General features: G+C 55.2%; 13 protein-coding genes, 1 tRNA gene and 1 rRNA gene. 10 read left to right on the top strand and 5 right to left on the bottom strand.

Annotated features, from left to right (window positions below; translation table 11 throughout):
* Nucleotides 1-71: 71 nt before the first annotated feature.
* Nucleotides 72-533: a transcriptional regulator AsnC gene (gene asnC / locus M495_RS24125; RefSeq protein ID WP_004950461.1), complete on the bottom strand. Its 462-nt coding sequence runs from the start codon at nucleotides 531-533 to the stop codon at nucleotides 72-74.
* Between the two features lie 155 nt (nucleotides 534-688).
* On the opposite strand from asnC, the gene asnA reads away from it, so the two are divergent.
* Nucleotides 689-1,681 (top strand): aspartate--ammonia ligase, encoded by a 993-nt coding sequence (gene asnA / locus M495_RS24120; RefSeq protein WP_020837701.1) that lies wholly within the window; start codon nucleotides 689-691, stop codon nucleotides 1,679-1,681.
* A gap of 3 nt (nucleotides 1,682-1,684) precedes the next feature.
* Here the strand turns inward: asnA and viaA are convergent, their stop codons facing one another.
* A complete protein-coding gene (gene viaA, locus M495_RS24115; protein WP_020837700.1) occupies nucleotides 1,685-3,148 on the bottom strand; it encodes an ATPase RavA stimulator ViaA in 1,464 nt (487 codons plus the stop codon).
* 2 nt (nucleotides 3,149-3,150) lie between these two features.
* Nucleotides 3,151-4,659, bottom strand: a complete 1,509-nt coding sequence (gene ravA, locus M495_RS24110) for an ATPase RavA (RefSeq protein WP_020837699.1) — start codon at nucleotides 4,657-4,659, stop codon at nucleotides 3,151-3,153.
* Nucleotides 4,660-4,942: 283 nt separating this feature from the next.
* Between ravA and kup the strand changes: the two genes are divergently transcribed.
* The 7 genes from kup to rbsR all read left to right on the top strand — a co-directional run bounded on the left by kup (nucleotide 4,943) and on the right by rbsR (nucleotide 12,923).
* Nucleotides 4,943-6,811 carry a low affinity potassium transporter Kup gene (kup, locus tag M495_RS24105; RefSeq protein WP_020837698.1) on the top strand — a complete coding sequence of 623 codons (1,869 nt, stop codon included), beginning with the start codon at nucleotides 4,943-4,945 and terminating at the stop codon, nucleotides 6,809-6,811.
* A 300-nt stretch (nucleotides 6,812-7,111) separates the two neighbouring features.
* Nucleotides 7,112-7,531 (top strand): D-ribose pyranase, encoded by a 420-nt coding sequence (gene rbsD / locus M495_RS24100; RefSeq protein ID WP_020837697.1) that lies wholly within the window; start codon nucleotides 7,112-7,114, stop codon nucleotides 7,529-7,531.
* A 7-nt stretch (nucleotides 7,532-7,538) separates the two neighbouring features.
* Nucleotides 7,539-9,044, top strand: a complete 1,506-nt coding sequence (gene rbsA / locus M495_RS24095) for a ribose ABC transporter ATP-binding protein RbsA (RefSeq protein WP_020837696.1) — start codon at nucleotides 7,539-7,541, stop codon at nucleotides 9,042-9,044.
* A 6-nt stretch (nucleotides 9,045-9,050) separates the two neighbouring features.
* The gene (gene rbsC / locus M495_RS24090) at nucleotides 9,051-10,016 is read left to right on the top strand and encodes a ribose ABC transporter permease (protein ID WP_020837695.1); all 966 of its coding nucleotides are present in this window, start codon (nucleotides 9,051-9,053) and stop codon (nucleotides 10,014-10,016) included.
* Nucleotides 10,017-10,040: 24 nt separating this feature from the next.
* A complete protein-coding gene (gene rbsB, locus M495_RS24085) occupies nucleotides 10,041-10,928 on the top strand; it encodes a ribose ABC transporter substrate-binding protein RbsB (RefSeq protein ID WP_041415747.1) in 888 nt (295 codons plus the stop codon).
* A 61-nt stretch (nucleotides 10,929-10,989) separates the two neighbouring features.
* Complete coding sequence (gene rbsK, locus M495_RS24080) at nucleotides 10,990-11,916, top strand: ribokinase (RefSeq protein ID WP_020837693.1); 927 nt, start codon at nucleotides 10,990-10,992, stop codon at nucleotides 11,914-11,916.
* A gap of 5 nt (nucleotides 11,917-11,921) precedes the next feature.
* Nucleotides 11,922-12,923, top strand: coding sequence for a ribose operon transcriptional repressor RbsR (gene rbsR, locus M495_RS24075; RefSeq protein ID WP_020837691.1), 1,002 nt, complete (start codon nucleotides 11,922-11,924; stop codon nucleotides 12,921-12,923).
* Here rbsR and mdtD read toward each other — a convergent pair.
* Both mdtD and M495_RS24065 read right to left on the bottom strand, forming a co-directional pair.
* Nucleotides 12,920-14,335: a multidrug transporter subunit MdtD gene (mdtD, locus tag M495_RS24070; protein WP_041415120.1), complete on the bottom strand. Its 1,416-nt coding sequence runs from the start codon at nucleotides 14,333-14,335 to the stop codon at nucleotides 12,920-12,922. The genes rbsR and mdtD overlap by 4 nt on opposite strands.
* 66 nt (nucleotides 14,336-14,401) lie before the next feature.
* Nucleotides 14,402-15,091, bottom strand: coding sequence for a FadR/GntR family transcriptional regulator (locus tag M495_RS24065; protein WP_020837687.1), 690 nt, complete (start codon nucleotides 15,089-15,091; stop codon nucleotides 14,402-14,404).
* A 520-nt stretch (nucleotides 15,092-15,611) separates the two neighbouring features.
* Here M495_RS24065 and M495_RS24060 point away from each other — a divergent pair.
* Nucleotides 15,612-17,152, top strand: a 16S ribosomal RNA gene (locus tag M495_RS24060).
* Between the two features lie 145 nt (nucleotides 17,153-17,297).
* Nucleotides 17,298-17,373 (top strand) — tRNA-Glu (locus M495_RS24055).
* The last annotated feature ends 6 nt before the right edge of the window (nucleotides 17,374-17,379 follow it).

The raw sequence follows: 17,379 nt of genomic DNA, 5'->3' as shown, positions 1-17,379 counted from the left end.
AGTGGCAGCATTGTACGCTGTGAATCGGCTGGGATCTACCTGTGGATAATATGGGTATAGTAATTAATTGGCTAGGGCGTGATGGTACGCATGATGGGGTTCTGCAGCGAGATCAGCGTTTCGGTGGACTGGATCTCGTCAATGGTCTGGATCTTGTTGATAAGTACCTGTTGCAACGCATCTATTGAGCGGCACATCACTTTGATAAACACGCTGTAGTGGCCGGTGGTGTAGTAAGCCTCAACCACTTCCTCCAGGCTTTCGAGCTTTTTCAGTGCCGAAGGATAGTCTTTAGCACTCTTTAATATAATGCCGATAAAACAGCAGACATCGTAACCCAGGCGTTTGGGGTTCACGTCAACCCGTGCGCCGGTGATGATACCGGCCTGCTTCATCTTTTCTACTCGCACATGAATGGTACCGGGACTGACGGCAAAGTTCTTGGCCAGTTCGGCATAAGGCGTGCGGGCATTTTCCATCAAAGCGTTAAGAATGCCGCGATCGAGATTATCGATCTGATAATTTTCAGCCATTTAATCCCCCACTAATTGCTGATTGTTGAATTATTACCGCATCAAAATGAACGATTAAAAGTGAAAAGGCAATATTGATTAGCGGATATTGAATTACGGTGCCGTTCTGTTGCTTAATCGTTGGCAACAGAGACAGGTTTATAAGAGATACGGCAATGAAAAAACAGTTTATTCAAAAACAACAACAAATCAGCCTGGTTAAATCCTTCTTCTCACGCCAGCTGGAACAGCAGCTTGGCCTGATCGAAGTGCAGGCGCCGATCCTCAGCCGCCTGGGTGACGGTACCCAGGATAACCTGTCAGGCAGTGAGAAAGCGGTGCAGGTAAAGGTCAAAACCCTGCCGGAAGCCACCTTCGAAGTGGTGCACTCACTGGCGAAATGGAAACGTAAAACGCTGGGCAGCTACGATTTTGGCGCCGGTGAAGGCCTGTATACCCATATGAAAGCATTGCGTCCTGATGAAGATCGCCTGAGCGCGATCCATTCGGTCTACGTCGATCAATGGGACTGGGAGCGGGTGATGGGGGATGGTGAGCGCAGCCTGGATTACCTGAAAAGCACCGTGAGCAGTATTTATGCGGCGATTAAGGCCACTGAAGTCGAAGTGAGCCGCGAATATGGCTTAACGCCGTTCCTGCCAGAGCAGATTCATTTTGTTCACAGTGAAACCCTGTTGCAACGCTACCCGGAACTGGATGCCAAAGGCCGTGAGCGGGCGATTACCAAAGAGCTGGGCGCGGTATTTCTGATCGGGATCGGCGGTAAGCTGTCGCACGGCAAATCACACGATGTCCGTGCGCCGGATTATGATGACTGGACGACACCGGCGGCAGAAGGGCTGGCAGGTTTGAACGGCGATATTCTGGTCTGGAACCCGGTATTGCAGGATGCCTTCGAGCTTTCTTCTATGGGGATTCGCGTTGACGCCAGTGCGCTGAAGCGCCAGTTGGCACAAACCGGCGATGAAGATCGTCTGGCGCTGGAGTGGCATCAGTCATTGCTGCGTGGCGATATGCCGCAAACCATCGGTGGCGGTATCGGCCAGTCACGCCTGGTGATGCTGTTGCTGCAACTGTCGCACATAGGTCAGGTGCAGTGTGGCGTGTGGTCACCGCAAGTGCGTGACGCGGTCGAAGGGCTTCTGTAACAATCAGCGCCGCCAGCGGCGCATCAAGCGGCTTTTTAACCCGGTATCAAAGCGCCAGATATGATCGAAGATGCGCATGATGCCGGGTTTGCCATAGCTGGACATCGCCACCGCGTGAAAGCGCTGCTGGTGGTTCTGCTGCTGCTGTTTGACCTTCTTTATGACCTCCTCCGGCAACCGCTGGGCAATAAAGTCAGAAATGATCACCGCATCCGCGTCGAACCAGCCGCTCTCCGCCATTTTACTCACCGTGGCGTTCAGGCAGGCTGCCAGATCGGTGCCGCCGCGAAACTGCTGACCGAGAAAACGCACTGCCTGTTCAATTCCGCTGGCGGCCGTAAGCTCGTAATGCACTATCTGGTTGGCAAACAGCATGATGTAGCAGCGGCGATTATCCGCCAGCGCAATGCGCAGCAGCGCCAGACAAAACGCCTTGGCGCACTGCTCATTGAACCCACCCATGGAGCCTGAGGTATCGACACAGACGATAAACGGGCCGCGTGGCTGCTGATCCTGCTGCTGGTGGGTGACCTGCCGGATCGTTATCTGTTCCTGCCAGACATCGCCCTGCAGGCGGTAGCTCAATAACTGCTTTTCCAGCAGGCGCCGGTAAAACTCAAATTCCAATTCTTCGATACCCAGCGTGACCAACTCAGGCGGCAGCAGGCGCAGAATATCGTCGCTCTGATGAATACCGCTGACCTCTTCCGGCAGCGTGGCGGGTACCTGCACCATGACGCGAAACGGCTCTGGCAAAGCATCCTGTTGCTGTACCGCTTTGGCCTGATAGCTGCGCCCAAGCTGCTGCGCCAGCTTTTTCAGCTCCGGCTGTCGCTGCAGGAAGTTGCCGTATTCCACCAGCCGTTGATAATCGCCGCGCTGAAGATGGCCTTTGCTCATGTCCCACAGTCGCCCGGCGGCGGTGTCGTTTTCCGACAGCAGCGGTTCCAGCGCCCCACTCAGTGCCAGACGCTCCTGCAGCTCTGCCATCAGCTGTTCGCGTTCCTGTTCCAGCAACTGGTGATGCATCATGGTGGCCTGCAGCGTCAGGCTGATACGCCAGCGTTGTAAAAACAGGGTCTGGAAACTGTCGTCCAGCGGATGATTGGGCAGATCGGCGGCATCCACCAGCGAGCGAGCCTGCTCATAGAAAGGAGAAACCAGCTGGCGCAGCAGGTCCAGAGTGTCATTGAGGTTATGAAAGAACTGGGTATTGTTCTCTAACTGGCACTGTTGATAGCGGTAAAATTCTTGCGCCAGCGCAGGTGGCACCATGGCTTCATGCAGACGCTGTTTCAGTTGTAGCTTCCAGCGCGGCAGGTCGCGATCCAGCGCCCGGCGGATCGCCGGAAACTTCTTGAAGAAAATCGACAGCTGCGGGGCCGCCAGCATACCGATGATCATCTCCTCGATCAGTTCACCTTCGGTGATCGCCAGCAGCAGATCGAGCGTTTCCAGGCTGAGCATGCTTACTGACCGCGCATCTGCTGGTGCTGCTGTTTGATTTGTTCCGCCACCTGCAACAGGCTGGCCTCAATTTTTGCCAGCCTGGCGGCCGGGGTAAACAGGCAGGGCTGATGCTGACTGAACAACCGACGCTGTTCCGCCAGACGCTGAGCCAACTGGTCCATTTCGTCGAGCATTGCCTGAGGCGTTCCCCCGGTCTTTATACCTGGCAGGGCCAGCAGCGAAGGCTGACGACTGACGTCCAGTACCGTCAGATGCAGTTTTTCGTCCACTTCCAGATCGATCTGCTGGGCAAAGCCGATGCCGTTCAGTTTGGCGCGTACGTCGCCGCCTTTTTGCAGCCAGTTTTCCAGTACGCTGTTTTCAATACTCAGATGGTTGACCTGAATATCATGCAGCTGCAGCGGTTTTTGCAGCAACAGTGTCAGGGGGCCGGTGCCGAGCGGCGTGGCCAGGGCAAACTGCGGCTTTCGGCTGAACATGCCGCCTTTTTTTACCAGTGTGATCGCCTGACTGTCGCTCTGCTGTTGTTGGTGCTGCAGCCAGCGGGTGTGGATCTGTTGCAGCTGGATCAGCAGCGTTTGCTGTTGGTAGGCCGACTCGTTCAGCAACTGCTCTACTTGCTGCTGCAGCAGTTTTAGCGAGGTGAGATCGTGCCACAGGCAGTCTTTCAGCAGCAGCAGGTCGATCGGGGCCACGGCGTCGCGACCACTGAAAAAGGCGCAGGCCTGCAACAGGCGCAATGCCTTTTTCCATCGGCGATCGGAAACGTAAGGAGCATGGTCCAGCGCATCCAGCCGCTGACGCAGTTGGAATATCAGTTCGAAGCAGCTTTCAGGCAGCTTGATTTTGTCGATCTGCGATTGCCACTGATGATACTCCTCGTCGGTGATGCTCAGGGCTTCCGGCACCGGGTTTTCATTCTCGTTCTGGCGGCTGACCAGCAACGAGCGAAAGTTCTGCTTGTCCTGCACTTTGTCCAGCCACAGGCGTATCAGCATGCGGTCGTACAACGCTTCCAGGCTGCTGTCGGCTTCCGGCAGTTCGTTGGAGGCGGTGACCAACAGCCGCAGGGGGATCGGTTCCTCCGCGTTGCCGTTACGGAAGCGACGTTCGTTGATCGCGGTCAGCAGGGTATTGAGGATTGCCGGGCCGGCTTTCCAGATCTCATCCAGAAATACGATTTCCGCTTCGGGCAGGTAGCCGGCGGTCAGGCGCTGATAGCGGCCTTCGTCTTTTAACGCCTGGATGGATAACGGGCCGAACACCTCTTCCGGCGTCGAGAAGCGCGTCATCAGGTATTCAAAGGAGCGCGCATGGCGAAAGGCGAATTTTAACCGGCGTGCAATCAGGCTTTTGGCAATGCCCGGTGGACCGAGCAGGAACACGCTTTCACCGCTGAGCGCCGCCAGCAGACACAGGCGAATGGCTTCCTGACGTTCATAAAGACCGCTCTCCAGCGCGCTGCTGAGGCGGGAAATCCGTTCTGCAAGAAGTGATGATGGCGCCATATTATTGTCGTGTTGTCCGAGAGTTAGCCAATCTTGGTGGATAATCCGATGATAAACCACCATTATTTTTAATGGTATAGCTTGTTGATTAGTAAAATCTTTCTATTATCAAAAGAGCGGCCGGTTCACATTTTGTTTATTTTTTGGGTCTGATATAAGAGTAGGCAAGCAGTATAAATCGTGCATACTGTGCGCCTTTTAGTGGGCGTAACGGATCTTAGAGCCCGTATCTCTGGCTGATGCGGATGCATCGCTAACGGATGTTCTAATAAAGAAACGAATTATGAGCACAGAGCATAAACAGTCCTTATCGGCGGTAACCCTGGCGGCAATTGGGGTGGTTTACGGTGATATCGGCACCAGTCCTCTCTATACTCTCAGAGAGTGTTTCTCCGGCCATTACGGCTTCGATGTTCGTCCAGACGTAGTTTTCGGCTTCCTGTCGCTGATTTTCTGGATGCTGATCATCATTGTTTCCCTTAAATACCTCACTTATGTCATGCGGGCAGATAACGCCGGCGAAGGCGGGATCCTGACGCTGATGTCGTTAGCCGGGCGTAATACTTCAGCGCGCACTACCGCAGTGTTGGTGATCCTGGGCCTGATTGGCGGCAGCTTCTTCTATGGCGAGGTGGTGATCACCCCGGCGATATCGGTGATGTCCGCGATAGAAGGGTTGGAAATCGCCGCTCCGTCGCTCGATGGCTATATCGTTCCTCTGTCGATACTGGTGCTGACGCTGCTGTTCGCCATCCAGAAACACGGTACCGGCAGCGTCGGTAAGCTCTTTGCACCGGTGATGCTGCTGTGGTTTATCGTCCTGGCGGTGCTGGGGGCGCGCAGCATTATGGCTAACCCGGAAGTGTTGCAGGCGTTGAACCCGAAATGGGCGCTGAACTTCTTTATTGAATATAAGAAGGTTTCGTTCTTTGCGCTGGGTGCGGTGGTGCTGTCGATTACCGGCGTTGAGGCGTTGTACGCCGATATGGGCCACTTCGGCAAATTCCCTATTCGCCTGGCCTGGTTCACCGTGGTGCTGCCTTCACTGGTGCTGAACTATTTTGGCCAGGGCGCTCTGTTGCTGAAAAATCCGGAGGCGATCAAGAACCCGTTCTTCCTGTTGGCGCCGGACTGGGCGCTGATCCCGCTATTAATTCTGGCGACGCTGGCCACGGTTATCGCCTCGCAGGCGGTGATCTCCGGCGTGTTCTCCCTGACCCGTCAGGCGGTGCGCCTGGGTTACCTGTCGCCAATGCGCATCATCCATACGTCTGAAATGGAATCCGGCCAAATCTACATTCCGGTGATCAACTGGACGCTGTATATCGCGGTGGTGCTGGTGATTGTCGGTTTCGAACACTCCAGTAATCTGGCGGCGGCCTACGGCATCGCCGTGACCGGCACCATGGTGCTGACCAGTATTCTGGTGACGTCGGTGGCGATTAAAAACTGGCACTGGAATCGCTTCTTCGCCGTCGGCATTCTGGTTGTCCTGCTGATTATCGACATCCCGATGTTCTCCGCCAACGCCCTGAAACTGTTCTCGGGGGGGTGGCTGCCGCTGATGTTGGCGCTGGTGATGTTCATCATCATGACCACCTGGAAGAGCGAACGTTTCCGACTGCTGCGCCGCATGCACGAGCACGGCAATTCCCTGGAGGCGATGATCGCCTCACTGGAAAAATCGCCACCGGTGCGGGTGCCTGGCACCGCGGTCTTTATGTCACGCGCCATCAACGTGATCCCTTTTGCGCTGCTGCATAACCTAAAGCACAACAAGGTGCTGCACGAACGCGTGGTGCTGTTGACGTTGCGTACCGAGGATGCACCTTACGTTCACAACGTGCGGCGAGTGACCATCGAACAGCTGTCACCGACCTTCTGGCGGGTGGTGGCCAGCTATGGTTGGCGTGAAACGCCGAACGTTGAAGAAGTGTTCCACCGCTGCGGGCTGGAAGGGCTGCCGTGCCGGATGACGGAAACCTCGTTCTTTATGTCGCACGAGTCGTTGATCCTGACCAAACGGCCGTGGTACCTGTTCCTGCGCGGCAAGCTGTTTATTGCATTGAGCCGCAATGCGCTACGTGCGCCGGACCAGTTTGAGATCCCGCCTAATAGGGTGATCGAGCTGGGAACCCAGGTCGAGATTTAACTCCCCCTCAAGGGCTCAGCCACCGCTGGGCCCTTTCTGTTTAACCCCGTCATACTTGAAGCTGCCTCTTTGTTGGCTGCACCAGCTCATCCCGGTCACATAGTGGATTATGCTCCCGGGAATTCGCAGGCTTGCCGCCGCGATGCAACGTCAATTATTTAGGGTATCTGTTCTCGGTAACACGAGCGAAACGTTTCGATGACGATCACACTTCTGCATTATCCCGGTTGCCTTCTACTGACGTTTTTTTAAACTCCAGACACAAGCGAAACGTTTCGCTGGCGGAATGAGAAGAACAAGATGAAAAAAGGCGTGTTGTTGAATGCTGATGTCTCTGCCGTGGTTTCCCGTCTCGGTCATACCGATCAGATAGCTATCGGCGATGCCGGGCTGCCTATTCCGGCGGCCACACAGCGCATCGATTTGGCGCTGACTCAGGGGGTGCCGACTTTTCTACAGGTACTCGAGGTCGTGACGCAGGAGATGCAGGTCGAAAGCGCCATTCTGGCGGAAGAGATCGTTAAGCAAAATCCACAGCTTCATAGCGCGTTATTGGCTCAGCTGACCGAACTTGGCCAACGCCAGGGGAAGAGCATCAGCCTGAGCTATATCAGCCACCAGGCTTTTAAAGCACAAACGGAACACTGCCGTGCGGTGATCCGCAGCGGGGAATGTTCGCCCTACGCGAACGTGATCCTTTGCGCCGGCGTAACTTTCTGAGGCACCTATGCAACCTTTACTGCAACTGAAAGGGATCGATAAAGCCTTTCCCGGCGTGAAGGCGCTTTCCGGCGCTGCGCTCAGCGTGTACCCGGGCAAGGTGATGGCGCTGGTGGGTGAAAACGGCGCCGGGAAATCCACCATGATGAAGGTGCTGACCGGCATTTATAACAAAGACGCCGGCAGTCAGTACTTTCTCGGAAAAGAGGTGGCGTTCAACGGCCCAAAGGATTCGCAGGAAGCGGGCATCGGCATCATCCATCAGGAACTGAACCTGATCCCGCAATTAACCATTGCGGAGAACATCTTCCTCGGGCGTGAGTTCGTTAACCGTATCGGCCGCATCGACTGGAAGCGGATGTATGCCGAAGCAGACAAACTGCTCGCACGACTGAACCTGAGTTACAGCAGCCACCGGCTGGTGGGGGAACTGTCGATCGGCGATCAGCAAATGGTGGAAATCGCCAAGGTGCTGAGCTTCGAATCGAAAGTCATCATTATGGATGAGCCGACGGATGCGTTGACCGATACCGAGACGGCCTCTTTATTTAAAGTGATCAATGAACTGAAGGCCGAAGGGCGAGGGATTGTTTACATCTCCCACCGGCTGAAAGAGATTTTTGAAATTTGCGATGACGTCACGGTGTTTCGTGACGGGCAGTTTATCGCCGAGCGTCCGGTCAGTGAGCTGCAGGAAGATTCGCTGATAGAAATGATGGTCGGCCGCAAGCTGGAAGAACAATACCCGCGCCTCAACCAGTCGCGCGGTGAAAAACGGCTGGAGGTCAGTCAGGTTTCCGGTCCGGGTGTGCATGACGTCAGCTTTACGTTATACCGTGGCGAAATTCTTGGCGTCGCCGGGTTGATGGGGGCCGGGCGAACCGAGCTGATGAAAATTCTCTACGGGGCAGCACCGCGCAAGGCCGGCACGGTCAGCCTCGATGGCCGCCAGGTTGTCACTCATTCTCCACAGGACGGTTTGGCGAACGGCATTGTGTATATCTCCGAAGACCGCAAGCGCGATGGTCTGGTGTTGGGGATGTCGGTGAAGGAAAACATGTCGTTGACCGCGCTGCGCTATTTCAGCCGTGCCGGCGGCAGCCTGAAACAGGCCGAAGAACAGCAGGCGGTGGGGGATTTCATCCGCTTGTTCAATATCAAGACGCCGTCGATGGAACAGCCCATTGGCCTGCTCTCCGGCGGCAATCAGCAAAAAGTGGCAATCGCCCGCGGCCTGATGACGCGGCCAAAGGTGTTGATCCTCGATGAACCGACACGCGGTGTTGATGTCGGTGCCAAAAAAGAAATCTATCAGTTAATTAACCAGTTCAAGCAGGAAGGTCTGAGCATCATTCTGGTGTCGTCGGAAATGCCGGAGGTCATGGGCATGAGCGACCGCATTCTGGTGATGCACGAAGGACACCTTAGCGGCGAGTTCCCGATTGAACAGGCCACCCAGGAAGCGTTGATGGCTGCGGCCGTTGGCAAGCAATACGGCGTAAAGCAGGAGTAATCAGATATGAGTTCCCAGAGTGTGGCAAAGCGCTGGTTCAGTAAAGAGTGGCTGTTAGAGCAAAAATCACTGATTGCTCTGCTGGTGCTGATCGCCGTGGTCTCTTCAATGAGCCCAAATTTCTTCACCCTAAATAACCTGTTCAATATTCTGCAGCAAACCTCTGTTAACGCCATTATGGCGGTGGGGATGACGCTGGTGATCCTCACTTCCGGCATCGATTTGTCAGTGGGATCGCTACTGGCGTTAACTGGTGCGGTAGCGGCATCGATCGTGGGCTTTGAAGTTAACGCGGTGGTGGCCGTGGCGGCGGCACTGGCATTGGGGGCTGCGGTCGGCGCCTGTACCGGGGTGATCGTTGCAAAGGGCAAGGTGCAGGCATTTATTGCGACCCTGGTGATGATGCTGCTGTTGCGCGGCGTCACCATGGTGTACACCAACGGCAGCCCGGTGAACACCGGCTTTACCGACGTGGCCGATACTTTCGGCTGGTTCGGTATCGGCCGGCCGCTGGGCGTACCAACCCCTATCTGGATCATGGCGATCGTCTTTATCGCTGCGTGGTACATGCTGCACCATACCCGTCTGGGCCGCTATATTTATGCTCTGGGCGGCAACGAGGCGGCGACCCGCCTGTCCGGTATCAGCGTCGATAAAGTGAAGATTATCGTTTATTCGCTTTGTGGTTTGTTGGCGGCGTTGGCGGGCGTGATCGAAGTGGCGCGCCTGTCTTCCGCGCAGCCGACCGCCGGCACCGGCTATGAGTTGGACGCCATTGCCGCAGTGGTGCTGGGCGGTACCAGCCTGGCCGGCGGCAAGGGCCGCATCGTTGGTACCTTGATCGGGGCGCTGATCCTTGGCTTCCTGAACAACGGATTGAATTTACTGGGTGTTTCTTCTTACTACCAAATGATCGTGAAGGCAGTGGTGATACTGCTGGCGGTTCTGGTAGAGAACAAAAGCAACAAATAACCTCCCCCTACAGGAATCACGATGATGAAAATGAAAAAACTGGCAATTTTGGCTTCAGCCTTCGCACTGAGCGCCACCCTGAGCGCTAACGCGCTGGCGAAAGACACCATTGCGCTGGTGGTTTCCACGCTGAACAACCCGTTCTTTGTCTCAATGAAAGAGGGGGCGCAGCAGGAAGCCAACAAGCTGGGTTACAACCTGGTGGTGCTGGATTCGCAGAATAACCCGGCGAAAGAGCTGGCTAACGTGCAGGATCTGATGGTGCAGGCGCCTAAGCTGCTGCTGATTAACCCAACCGATTCCGATGCGGTCGGTAACGCCATCAAGATGGCCAATCAGGCCAAGATCCCGGTCATCACCCTGGACCGCGTGGCGAGCAAGGGCGAAGTGGTCAGCCATATCGCTTCGGATAACCGCGTTGGCGGCAAAATGGCCGGTGATTTCATTGCCAAAAAAGTGGGCGCAGACGCTAAAGTGATCCAACTGGAAGGGATCGCCGGTACCTCCGCTGCCCGTGAGCGTGGCGAAGGCTTTAAACAATCACTGGATCAGAACAAATTCAAACTGCTGGCCAGCCAACCGGCAGATTTCGACCGTACCAAAGGCCTGAACGTGATGCAGAACCTGCTGACCGCTCACCCTGATGTGCAGGCGGTGTTTGCCCAGAACGATGAAATGGCGCTGGGCGCCCTGCGTGCGCTGCAAACCGCCGGTAAAACCGACGTGGTCGTGGTAGGCTTCGACGGCACTGCCGACGGCGTGAAAGCGGTTGAAGGCGGCAAGCTGGCGGCTACCGTCGCGCAGCGTCCGGATCAGATCGGCGTGATCGGCGTAGAAACTGCCGATAAAGTGCTGAAAGGCGAGAAAGTGTCGGCTACCATTCCGGTGGATTTGAAACTGGTCACCCAATAAGTCATACCAGCGCCATCAAAACGGGGCGTTTATGATGGCGCGTAATTCAGGAATCAATGCGATGGCAACAGGTAAGCTGGTGGTTCTGGGCAGTATCAATGCCGACCATATCCTTAATATTGAGCAGTTTCCTCGCCCGGGCGAAACGGTGATCGGGAAACAGTATAAAGTGGCGTTTGGCGGCAAAGGCGCAAACCAGGCGGTGGCGGCTGGGCGCAGCGGTGCTGATATCGCTTTTATCGCCTGCGTGGGTGCCGATGACATCGGTGAACGCGTGCGTCAGCAACTGGCGAGCGATCGCATTGATACCCAACCGATAGAAGCCATTACCGACAGCACCACGGGCGTCGCGCTGATTTTCGTTAATGCGGAAGGCGAGAACGTGATCGGCATCGATGCGGGTGCCAATGCCGCAGTGACCCCCGATTATCTTGCACGTTATCAGCAAAAGGTTATCGACGCCGACGCGTTGCTGATGCAGCTCGAGTCTCCGTTGGAAACCGTTATCGCAGCCGCCAGCCTGGCGAAACAGCATCAGACGCAGGTTATCCTTAACCCGGCACCTGCTCGTGAGCTGCCGGACGATCTACTGGCGACTATCGATATGATTACGCCAAACGAAACCGAAGCTCAGCGCCTGACCGGTATTGCGGTCAATGACGATAATGATGCCGCGCGTGCCGCTCAGGCGTTGCACGATAAAGGTATCGCAACGGTGATCATCACCCTTGGTAGCCGTGGCGTGTGGCTGAGTGAGAACGGCAACGGCAAATTGGTACCCGGTTTCAAGGTTAAAGCGGTCGATACTATCGCCGCTGGCGATACCTTCAACGGAGCGCTGGTCACGGCGTTGCTGGAAGGCAAAAACATGGCGGATGCGGTGCGCTTTGCTCATGCAGCAGCGGCAATTGCGGTGACCCGTCCCGGCGCCCAACCTTCCGTGCCCTGGCGCGAAGAGATTGACGCCTTCTTGCAGCAGCAGGAGTAACCCCCTTGGCCACCATGAAAGATGTCGCCCGCCTGGCGGGTGTTTCAACCTCGACGGTTTCGCACGTCATTAATAACAATCGCTTTGTCAGCGACAGCGTGCGAGCCAAAATCATGGCGGCCATAGAACAACTGAACTATGCGCCTTCCGCCCTGGCGCGCAGTCTCAAATTGAATCAGACGCGAACCATCGGCATGCTGGTCACTTCCAGCAACAACCCTTTTTATGCTGAGGTGGTGCGTGGCGTCGAGCGCAGTTGTTATGAACGTGGCTACAGTTTGATCCTGTGCAATACCGAAGAAGATGCTGCGCGCATGAACCGCAATATGGAGACGCTGCTGCAAAAGCGCGTCGACGGTTTGCTGTTGATGTGTACCGAAAACCATCGGCCATCGCAGGATGCGTTGAGTCGCTACCCGTCTCTACCAATAGTGATGATGGACTGGGCGCCGTTCGAAGGGGCTAACGACATCATCCAGGACAACTCTTTGTTGGGCGGCGAGATGGCGACCGATCATCTGATCGCTCGCGGGTATCGCAAAATCGCCTGCATCGCCGGCCCGCAGGATAAAACCACGGCACGCCACCGACTGGAAGGTTACCGCAGTGCCATGCAGCGTGCTGGGCTGGCGATCCTGCCGGGGTATGAAGTGCACTGCGATTTTGAATTTGAAGGCGGTGTCATCGCCATGAAACAGCTGTTGGCCTTGGCTGAGCCACCCCACGCGGTGTTCGCCGGTAACGACGCGGTCGCGGTGGGGGCTTACCAGGCGTTGTATCAGGCTGGGTTATCGGTACCGCAGGACATGGCGGTGATGGGTTACGACGATATCGAACTGGCCAAATACCTTGCGCCGCCGCTAAGCACCATTCATCAACCTAAAGATTCGCTGGGCGAATTGGCGATCGATGCGTTGATCAACCGCCTGCAGAATCCGGAACGTGAAGCTCAGGTTCTGGTACTGACCCCTGAGCTGGTGGAACGCGCTTCTGTTGGCCGCCGCTAGCGAGTAGCTTCGGCTTCTTTCTTGCTGTCACGGCCACTGATCAGGTTACGGCCGTCCTTCCTTTTTAACAGCATAAAGACAAACGCTGAGGCCAGGGTGACAATCCCCATGGTAATAAAGGTGTAGTGGAAGTGATCGACCATGGTGCCGAGCGACATAGATTCATAGAAACGCAGCACCGCTGCGCTGATCGCCACGCCAAAGCTGATGGAAAGCTGCTGAGTAACCGCCAGCACGCTATTGCCGGAGCTGGCATTGGCATCGTTTAAATCCGCCAGGCTGATGGTATTCATGGCGGTGAACTGCGTAGACATCGCCATCCCCAGCACGAACAGCGGCAGGATCATCAACCACAGCGGCATTCCCGGGCTTTGTAATGCAAACTGGGCGATCAGCACGCCGATAATCAACGTGATGCCAACCAGCGTTTTGCGATAGCCGAACCAGCGCAGCACTTGAGTCACGGTGGATTTCGCCATCAGTGAGCCGATGGCCGTCGGTGCCATCATGCAGCCCGCAATAATCGCCGAGTAACCGAAACCGACCTGCAGCATCAGCGGCATCAGGAACGGCACGCAGCCGGTACCCAGGCGTGAAGCGACATTGCCGGCGATCCCCACGGAGAAGGTGCGAGTCTGGAATAAATCCAAACCAATCAGTGGCTGAGGGTGCCTGCGGGCATGAGCGATATAGCCGAACAGCATCACCACGCCGCTGAGCAGAATACCCAGTGAGATATAGCTGGCCAGCACCTGTTCGCCAAACAGCTCAAGCCCGGTAGAAACCAGCACCAGACTCAGGCCAAACAGCATAAAGCCGAGGAAATCGAACCGACGCTTGGGCGTGGTGAAGTCCGGCATATATTTGCGTGCATAGAAGATGCCGAGCAGGCCAATCGGGATGTTGATAAGGAAAATCCAGTGCCAGGTGGCATAGGTGACCAGCCATCCCCCCAGCATCGGGCCCATGATCGGGCCAACCAGCCCGGGCATGGTCACGAAGTTCAGAACCGGCAACAGCTCGCTGCGCGGGTAGGCGCGCAACAGGGCCAAACGCGCTACCGGCATCATCATCGCACCACCAACGCCCTGAATGACGCGTGAAGTCACCAACACGCTTAGCGTTGGGGAAAGCGCACACAGCAGCGAACCGAGAGTAAATAGCGAAACCGCAAAGATAAATACCCGCCGGGTACCGAAACGGTCTGCCAGCCAGCCACTGACCGGGATCAGCATGGCAACCGTCAACGTATAGCTGATTACGGCAGACTGCATCGCCAGTGGCGAGCGCTCCAGGCTTTGCGCTATCGCAGGCAACGCCGTGTTGAGGATGGTGGCGTCCAGCGCCTGCATAAAGAATGCCATTGCGGCGATCCAGGGGAGCCCTGCCATACTGCGCGCGGATTTAGTCATTATGATTCCCGGTTAACTGTCGTATTCGTCCCTTCATTGTTCTTCTATATATAAGTAGGGCATGAGTTAGTCTTTCTCTCTGAGCAAGATCTGGCAGGCGGCTAATGCCCCTGCGCCGTCGCCGGCGAGTATCGCATCGACAATGGCCTGATGGTTCTGGAGCTTAATCACTTCGTTACCGGTGATGGCGCGGAAGTAACTTTGATACACCGAACTGAACAGGTTGGCGAATGATGTGAGAAACGGATTACCGCTGGCCTCATAGATAAGCTGGTGGAACTGGGTATCAACCTGGATCCAGTGCTCGCGGTCAAACTGAACATGCAGTGCCCGCATTTCCGCCATCAGTTCAGCCAACCGCGCAGTTTGCTGCGTGCTGGCGTTGGCAGCCGCCAATGAGCAGGCCTGAGGTTCCAGCGAGGTTCGCAGGATAAGGAAATGCTGCATCACCTGATCGAAGTTCTCTTTGGTCATCCACCAGGTCAGTAAATCCTGATCGAGAAAGTTCCACTGGCTTTGCGGCATGACCCGGGTGCCGATGCGCGGACGGGGGAGCAGCATGCCTTTGGCGGCCAGCATCTTCACCGCTTCACGTACCGCGGTGCGGCTCACGCCAAATTGTTCCCCGAGTTCCATCTCCCCGGGCAGGATACTGCCGGCCTGATAATCGCCTGCCAGAATTTGTTGGCCGAGTTTTTCTGCAAGTAGATAAGAAAGATTGCGTTGGGCGGCCTGTTGTTGAGCATTAAATTGCATGGCTGCGAGTCCTTACTGACATTGTTACTCTTATTTTACTCTACGGATCACCAGCTTTTGTCGCTGATTTCCGGAAAAAGTGACGAAAACGCTGGCTTGTTCAGCGTTTTGTCGAAAAATACCGCGCTTGAAAAGTTTTTTGCATTTAGGGGTTGCGGCCTTCTGAGAACTCCCTATAATGCGCCTCCACTGACCGGGAACAACGACTCCTCTAACGAGAACCAGTCGCCCAGCCAGAAAGATTCAAGCCGGTGAAAACACCGTTTCTTAATAAGAAAAAAGCTTGACTCTTCAGGTGAAAAGCGTAATATACGCCACCTCGAGTTAGCAACCTAACTCACTGCTCTTTAACAATTTATCAGACAATCTGTGTGGGCACTCCACAAGACGATATCCAGAACCTTCGGGTTCAAAAAAATATCAAGTCTTGAAGAGTGACCAAGCAGTAATTCATTTAGTTGAATTATTACGAAAGTTAATTTTCGAGCATCGCTTCACGAGTTGAAGCAAATCAAGCTTTTAATTGAAGAGTTTGATCATGGCTCAGATTGAACGCTGGCGGCAGGCCTAACACATGCAAGTCGAGCGGTAGCACAGGGAGCTTGCTCCTGGGTGACGAGCGGCGGACGGGTGAGTAATGTCTGGGAAACTGCCTGATGGAGGGGGATAACTACTGGAAACGGTAGCTAATACCGCATAACGTCTACGGACCAAAGTGGGGGACCTTCGGGCCTCATGCCATCAGATGTGCCCAGATGGGATTAGCTAGTAGGTGGGGTAATGGCTCACCTAGGCGACGATCCCTAGCTGGTCTGAGAGGATGACCAGCCACACTGGAACTGAGACACGGTCCAGACTCCTACGGGAGGCAGCAGTGGGGAATATTGCACAATGGGCGCAAGCCTGATGCAGCCATGCCGCGTGTGTGAAGAAGGCCTTCGGGTTGTAAAGCACTTTCAGCGAGGAGGAAGGGTTCAGTGTTAATAGCACTGTTCATTGACGTTACTCGCAGAAGAAGCACCGGCTAACTCCGTGCCAGCAGCCGCGGTAATACGGAGGGTGCAAGCGTTAATCGGAATTACTGGGCGTAAAGCGCACGCAGGCGGTTTGTTAAGTCAGATGTGAAATCCCCGCGCTTAACGTGGGAACTGCATTTGAAACTGGCAAGCTAGAGTCTTGTAGAGGGGGGTAGAATTCCAGGTGTAGCGGTGAAATGCGTAGAGATCTGGAGGAATACCGGTGGCGAAGGCGGCCCCCTGGACAAAGACTGACGCTCAGGTGCGAAAGCGTGGGGAGCAAACAGGATTAGATACCCTGGTAGTCCACGCTGTAAACGATGTCGACTTGGAGGTTGTGCCCTTGAGGCGTGGCTTCCGGAGCTAACGCGTTAAGTCGACCGCCTGGGGAGTACGGCCGCAAGGTTAAAACTCAAATGAATTGACGGGGGCCCGCACAAGCGGTGGAGCATGTGGTTTAATTCGATGCAACGCGAAGAACCTTACCTACTCTTGACATCCAGAGAATTCGCTAGAGATAGCTTAGTGCCTTCGGGAACTCTGAGACAGGTGCTGCATGGCTGTCGTCAGCTCGTGTTGTGAAATGTTGGGTTAAGTCCCGCAACGAGCGCAACCCTTATCCTTTGTTGCCAGCGCGTAATGGCGGGAACTCAAAGGAGACTGCCGGTGATAAACCGGAGGAAGGTGGGGATGACGTCAAGTCATCATGGCCCTTACGAGTAGGGCTACACACGTGCTACAATGGCGTATACAAAGAGAAGCGAACTCGCGAGAGCAAGCGGACCTCATAAAGTACGTCGTAGTCCGGATCGGAGTCTGCAACTCGACTCCGTGAAGTCGGAATCGCTAGTAATCGTAGATCAGAATGCTACGGTGAATACGTTCCCGGGCCTTGTACACACCGCCCGTCACACCATGGGAGTGGGTTGCAAAAGAAGTAGGTAGCTTAACCTTCGGGAGGGCGCTTACCACTTTGTGATTCATGACTGGGGTGAAGTCGTAACAAGGTAACCGTAGGGGAACCTGCGGTTGGATCACCTCCTTACCTAATGATATTGATTCGCGTGAAGTGCTCACACAGATTGTCTGATAGAAACGTAATGAGCAAAAGCGCTACCTGTTGATGTAATGAGTCACTGACTCATGCTGATACGAACCGATTAAGACAGTCAGTTTAATCGGATTTTCGTGTCCCCATCGTCTAGAGGCCTAGGACACTGCCCTTTCACGGCTGTAACAGGGGTTCGAATCCCCTTGGGGACGCCATCCGAT

The sequence above is a fragment of the Serratia liquefaciens ATCC 27592 genome (genome assembly GCF_000422085.1).
GTDB classification, from domain to species: Bacteria; Pseudomonadota; Gammaproteobacteria; order Enterobacterales; family Enterobacteriaceae; genus Serratia; species Serratia liquefaciens.
The sequence above is the reverse complement of the archived record's forward strand: the minus strand, read 5'-3'. Positions and strand labels throughout refer to the sequence as shown.